At 48.2% G+C, this 6,427-nt stretch carries 5 protein-coding genes; 4 read left to right on the forward strand and 1 reads right to left on the reverse strand.

Annotation, left to right across the window (positions count from 1 at the left end):
- Positions 1-112: 112 nt before the first annotated feature.
- Positions 113-2,233 carry a TonB-dependent siderophore receptor gene (locus H740_RS11210; RefSeq protein ID WP_002953920.1) on the reverse strand — a complete coding sequence of 707 codons (2,121 nt, stop codon included), beginning with the start codon at positions 2,231-2,233 and terminating at the stop codon, positions 113-115.
- A gap of 86 nt (positions 2,234-2,319) precedes the next feature.
- Between H740_RS11210 and H740_RS11215 the strand changes: the two genes are divergently transcribed.
- The 4 genes from H740_RS11215 (at position 2,320) to dxr (ending at position 6,339) form a co-directional block, all read left to right on the forward strand.
- The gene (locus H740_RS11215) at positions 2,320-3,639 is read left to right on the forward strand and encodes an NFACT RNA binding domain-containing protein (protein ID WP_002953921.1); all 1,320 of its coding nucleotides are present in this window, start codon (positions 2,320-2,322) and stop codon (positions 3,637-3,639) included.
- 14 nt (positions 3,640-3,653) lie between these two features.
- Entirely contained in the window at positions 3,654-4,016 is a 363-nt protein-coding gene (locus tag H740_RS11220) for a hypothetical protein (RefSeq protein ID WP_002953922.1), read from the forward strand.
- A 485-nt stretch (positions 4,017-4,501) separates the two neighbouring features.
- Positions 4,502-5,233: a phosphatidate cytidylyltransferase gene (locus H740_RS11225; protein ID WP_002953923.1), complete on the forward strand. Its 732-nt coding sequence runs from the start codon at positions 4,502-4,504 to the stop codon at positions 5,231-5,233.
- Complete coding sequence (dxr, locus tag H740_RS11230; RefSeq protein WP_002953924.1) at positions 5,215-6,339, forward strand: 1-deoxy-D-xylulose-5-phosphate reductoisomerase; 1,125 nt, start codon at positions 5,215-5,217, stop codon at positions 6,337-6,339. Before H740_RS11225 ends, dxr begins: the two co-directional genes overlap by 19 nt.
- Positions 6,340-6,427 lie beyond the last annotated feature (88 nt).

Raw genomic sequence — 6,427 nt, forward strand, 5'->3', positions numbered from 1 at the left:
CGTGCGCTAGGCATATAGCCTGCGGAGCGCCAAATTTTAAAACCCTCTGCTCGCAGTTGCGACCAGAGGAAAGCAAAGCGACGTATAGTCGGGCGAGATAACGCGTTAAATTTTAAAATTTAACGCTAGCGGTCAGCATAAACTGCCTCGCATACCCCGGCTGTATCGGTATGATATTAGCCTGCGTACCAGTCGACGAGGACGTATAGTAGAGCTTGTCGGTCAAGTTTTTGACGTTAAACGAGAAATTCGTCTCGTAGCCGGCGATCTTGGTATCGTAGCTGATAAAAGCGTCGTAAACGACCGCGTCATCCATCTTAAAGCCCGTTCCCGCAGGTACGGCCGGTAGATTCGTCCTCATGTAGTAGGTGTACCACGAGCCAAAGTACCTCGCTCCGCCACCGATCCTTAGGCCTTTTGCGCCTAGGTGGCTAAAGTCGTAGTTAGCAAAGAGGCTGGCTTGGTGCTTTGGCGTAGCTTCTAGCGGTTTGCCCACTAGTACAGCAAACGCGCCGCTATCTTTTCGCACCTCTGTTTTAGTGTATGCGTAGCTAGCGCCCACGCTTAGTCCTTGCGTCACGCGGCCGTTAAAGTCAAACTCAAATCCTCTCGAGCGCGCCTCGCCCACGGGAGTACTAACGCTATTTACGGTGCGCATGATGTTTTTCTTATCGATGTTAAAGACCGCCGCGCTAGCCGTTATGCTATCGTTTTGAAATTTAGTTCCCAGCTCTATACTTTTGCCTTCTTCGGGCTTTATGTCGCCGATGTCGTCGCCGCTGATCGCCATTTGCGGGCTAAAGCTTTGCGCGTAGTTGGTATAAACCGACCACTCGGGCGTTAGCAGGTATAAAAGCCCCGTCTGCCACGTAAATTTGCCGTCTTGCTGATCGGTTGTGTTTGGACCGCTAGTCGTGCCGCGCGCGACTTGGTCGTAGTATTCGTATCTAACGCCCAAAGAGTAGATCAAATTTTCGGTCAAATTTATACTATCTTGCGCGTAAAATCCGATTGTTCTTAGCTTTTGATACTGTATACCTGACTCCCTTACCGTCGGCAACCCGACTCTGCCGTAGATTGGATTATAGATATTGATGTTTAGGTGGGCGCCCGTGTCTCTTAGGCCGCCCGGTCTATAGCGGTAGTACTCCTTTGCGTCGATACCAAATAGCAAGTTATGCTCTATCTCACCCGTTTGCACGTAACCGTTTAAATTTAACGACCCCGCATGCGTGCGGTGGATAAATCCGTCGTAGTATTCGTTTCGTCTAGTCGCAACACCGGTGTTTAAATTTACGTTCATTAGCCTGATGTGGCCATACTCGTGCTTTGAGCGGGAAAATGCATAAGCGCCGCGCAGTAGCCAGTCCTCACCGATATTTTTTTCAAAATTTACGTCCACCGCGTCGAGTCTGGTTTTTAGTTTATTAAACGGCTCGTCAAGGCGTCTTTTCTTATCTATCGGCAGTAGTTTGCCCGTGCTTGGAATGAGATACATACCGCGGTCGATCGGATCGGTCGATCGCGTGTGCGCGTAGGCTAAATTTATGCGGTAATCATCGCCTTTATAAGAAAGAGAGGGCGCAAAGAGGACGTTTTTATATTCGCCAAACTCTCTCCAGTAGTCTTTTTGCATCACGTCGAATATAAATCTATACGCAAAGCCGCTATCAGCGATCGGTCCCGTGGTATCAAAGCCCGCGTTCCAGTAGTCGCGGTTGCCGATACCCGCCCAAATTTCGTTTGAGAAGTCGTATTTTGGCTTTTTAGTGACCATATTTATGATGCCGCCGGGCTCTTGCGCGCCGTAAAGCAGGCTAGCGGGGCCTTTTAGCACCTCGACGCTTTCTACGGTTTTGTTAAAGCTATGCATGACGCTAGCGGGCACGCCGTTTCGCATGATCGACCCGTCGCGTCCGCCGCCAAAGCCTCTTTTGATGATCGAGTCAAAGATACCGCCCGTGGTATTTCCGTAGCTAACTCCGCTCACGTTTTGAAGGCTCTCGGCTAGGGTCTCGGGTTTTTTATCTTTTAGTTGCTGCTGGGTTACGACGTTTACCGTTTGCGGGATCTCTAAAATAGGCGTATTTGTTTTGCCTACTTCGCTGGTTTTGGCGCGGTATCCGTCGTCCGCGCTCTCGCTAATCTCGACGCCTTGCAGCGCGACGTCGGCGGCGAAAATTTGGGTTAAAAGCAGCGACGAGGCCGCTAAACTTAGGCTAAATTTGTTCATTTATTTTTTCTCCGTTTTAAAATGCATTATCATTATATTATTCTTGCGCTTAAAATTCGGCCCGATTTTAGGCTATAATTTCGGCTATGAAATACGCAAATTTAAAACAAATACAATCATTTTTGGGCAAATTTAAAAAAATAACCGCAATCAGACGCGCGGGCGATATGGCGATATTTATCGAATTCGACGGCGAGCTCGGGCTGTTTTTTGATCTCAGCAAGGCCGACTCCGCGATCTATGCAAATCCTGATTTTCTAAACGTCAAAGAGTACAAAGCGCCCTTTGACGTCGCGCTAAAAAAGAGGTTCTGGGGGGCTAGAATTTTAAATTTAAGCGTGCCCGAGGGAAATAGAATTTTAAAGTTGGAGTGCGAATTTCAGGGCTCGTATAAGAGCCTAGCTTCGAGCCTATTTTTGGAGTTTACGGGGCGCTTTACCAACGCGATCATCACGGACGAAAAGGGCGTCATCGTCGAGGCTTTGCGGCACATAGACAATAATTTTCGCGTGATAAAACCGGGGCGCGAGCTGCTTGAGCTGCCGCCTGCAACGATAAAAGAGCGAGAGACGCCGCTGATAACCGATTTTACGCGGTATTTTAGCGAGGAATTTAAGCGCGTAAATAACGCAAAGCTAGAAAATTTGCGTGCCATAAAATCGGCCGCGATAGAGCGAAAAATGCAAAATTTAAGCGAGATTTTATCAGGGCTTGAAAACGAAGCGGATCTAAATGCGCAAAGCGAAATTTTAAGCAAAAACGCGGGGCTGATCCTATCAAATTTGCACGCGCTAAGAGACTATGAGCGCGAGGTAACGCTAAATGATTTCGAGCGAGGCAAGGTGCGGCTAGTGCTGGATGATAGCCCAAAAATCGCCGCAAACGCGATGTTTGCCAAGGCAAAAAGGCTAAAGCAAAAGGCGGCCGGCCTAATCATCGAGCGGCAAAATTTGACCGAAAAGCTTGAGTTTTTATCAAATTTAAAAACGCTCGTAAATGAAGCTAAAAGCGCTGAAGAGCTAGAGATCCTAGCGCCTAAAAAAGCCCGCGCCGCAAAGCAAAAAGAGCAAAATCAAAACGTCGAGGATTTTTACATCGAAGGCTATAAAATCAGCATCGGGCGCAACGAAAAAGGCAACGTCTGGCTGCTAAAAAACTCGAAAAAAGACGACGTCTGGATGCACCTAAAAGACTTGCCGTCCGCGCACGTCATCATCAAAACCGCAAAAAGCGCTCCGAGCGAGGAAATTTTGAGATTCGCGGCGAAAATTTGCGTGAATTTTAGCGTCAAAGGCGGCGGGACGTACGAGGTTGATTTTACCAAACGTAACAACGTCAAAATTACGAGCGGCGCAAATGTAAATTATATTAATTTTAAGACGATATTAGTAACAAAGCACGACTAAAACAGGAGGCGAAAATGGCTGTAACACCCCTTGGCAACACGATTTTTATCAATCAAAACGTAAATATGGTCTCAAACAAGGTTGCCGACGTCCAAAATAGATTTGACCTGCAAAATCTCGCCGCCGCATCGCTAGCAAGCGACGAAACACAAGAGGTCTCCGAGGTGCGACCGACCGAGGAAACCTACAAAATCGACCCCGAAAACGAACACGAAAAGCAAAAAGGCAGGCAGGAGCAAGGCGAGCTCGCCTCGGAGCAAAAGGGCGAAAACGCAGACTCCGAGAACGAGGACGAAGAAAACTCCGAGGAGCACGTCGCGGCTAACGACTTCCCGCAGGCGTCGCCCGTATTTCAACATCTTGATCTTAAAATTTAATCTTTCTCGTTCAAATTTGGCTGGCCATTTTTCTGCTCGGCGGTCAAATTTGACTTTAAATTTGATCTGCTTTCGGCCTAAATTTTGAGCTTTCATCTTTTTAATATCGCGAACGTAAAATTTAAAGCGTAATAAATCGGCTCGTTTCGGTCGTAAATTTAGCGTCTGAGGATAGCCGCCGCGGGAAAGCGGTGCATAGCAGCCAAATATGCCAAACGCGCCGAGCAAATTTTACTTGCTTTTAATTTGATAGATCATTTTGGGCGAGAGTAAAATTTGGCACAGGTTGTCAAATTTATGCCAAGTTTGCCGCCGCGCTGCCCAAAATTTAGTAAAAATCGTCAAATTTGTCGTCCGTTTCAAGCAAAAATAAATTATCAAATTTAACCGCCGTCTAAAGCGAGCAAGCAAACGCAAATTTGCCTCAAATTTCGGCGCTTTTAAGCGAAAATTTTATACAATTATTACTCAAAAAAGGAAAAATCATGAAAACGCGTATAATCACCGGTGTCGCGCTATTTGCGGCGGTTTTGGTCATCTTTTTCGTTGATAGCTATCTGTTAAATTTCGCCATTTTAGGCTTCGTGCTTTATACGGCCTTTGGGGAAGCGCAAAAGCTCTACGGCCTGCAGGGCGGCTCTCTTGCTCTCGTGGCGGTCATTTTTTATCTGCTCACGCCCTTTTCAAATCCCGTATTTATCGCTATTTTAGCGGTTTTGCTCGTGGTTAGTTTTCTCGCGCATTTTAAGAGCGAAAACCTAACGCCCGCGCTGCCGTTTTTGTATCCGATGACGCCGATTTTTCTCATCTGGATGCTTTACTCGCAGTATGGCGTGGGCTACTTGGCGTGGCTGATTTTAACGGTCGTGGCGTGCGATAGCGGGGCGTTTTTCGTCGGCAAATTTTGTGGCAAGCACGCCTTTAGCGAGACTTCTCCAAACAAAACCTGGGAGGGCGTGGCTGGCGGTATCGCCGTGGCTACGGTCTTTGGAGCGGGTTTTGGCTGGGTGCTAACCGATAGCTTCTGGCATAGCCTCATCACGGCGTTTTTGGTTGCGATTTTTGGCGTTTGGGGCGATCTTTTCGAGAGCTACCTAAAGCGCCGCGCGGGCGTCAAAGATAGCGGCACGCTGCTGCCGGGCCACGGCGGGATGCTTGACCGCGTCGACGGCTATCTGTTCGGCGTCGCGGCGATGCTTTGGACGCTATCGTGGTAGTGCTGGGCTCGACGGGCTCGATCGGGACGAATACTTTAAATCTAGCCCGCAAATTCGGTCTTAGCGTCGAGGCGCTGAGCTGTGCGTCAAACTACGAGCTTTTAAACGAGCAAATCGCCGAATTTAAGCCTAAATTCGTCTGTATCGCCGAGCCAAAATTTGCTAAATTCGTAAAACACAAACGCGTTTTTGCGGGTGCGCAGGGCATCTGCGATATGCTAAAAGAGTGCGAGAGCCAGCGCGTCGTAAACTCTCTAGTGGGCTTTGCGGGTCTTGCTCCGAGCTTAGCCGCGCAAAAGCTGGGCAAAAAGCTGGCGCTTGCCAATAAAGAAAGCCTCGTCGCGGGCGGCAAATTTTTAAATACGAGCGCGATAGATCCGATAGATAGCGAGCATTTCGGGCTTAAATTTTTGCTCGCGAACAAAACCCCGGTCGCTAGGCTAGTCATCACGGCCTCGGGCGGCGCCTTTTACAAAACACCGCTAAAAGCCCTAAAAAATGTCACTGCCTCAGACGCGCTAAAGCACCCCAACTGGAGCATGGGCGCGAAGATCACGATCGACAGCGCGACGATGGCGAACAAGCTTTTTGAGGTGTTGGAGGCCTTTTGGCTCTACGGCGTGCGAGACATCGAGGCGCTTATCGAGCGCACGTCCACGGTGCACGCGCTGGTGGAGTTCGCCGACGGCTCGACTGCGGCGCACCTATCTAAAACCGATATGATTTTAGCTATCGCGCATGCGATTTTGGGCGAGGACGGAGCGCTAAATTTAAGCGCCGCCGATGCGAAAAACGGACAAATCGTGCCAAATTTGGACCTAAAAACATTAAAAAATATAAAATTCGGCGAAATAAATTTGAAAAAGTATCCCATCTTTTCGCTAAAAGACCAAGCTTTGCAAAACCCCGATCTTGGCGTCGCTATCAACGCCGCAAACGAAGTCGCCGTATATAAATTTTTGCGCGGCGAGTGCGGATTTTTGGATATCTCGCAAACGGTTTTAGCCGCGGCAAAGAGGTTTGAAAACGAGAAAATAGAGAGCGAGAGCGGGATATTTGAAGTAGATTTAGAAGTAAGAAAGTGGGCGGAAAAGTCGCTTAAATAGCGGCTTGTCTTTTGAGCGCTTTTTGCGGATTTTGTTAAAATTTGACTCGATAGGCTACATGCCTTATCTTCGTCAAATTTTAACTTCA

The sequence above is a fragment of the Campylobacter showae CC57C genome, assembly GCF_000344295.2.
GTDB classification, from domain to species: Bacteria; Campylobacterota; Campylobacteria; order Campylobacterales; family Campylobacteraceae; genus Campylobacter_A; species Campylobacter_A showae_B.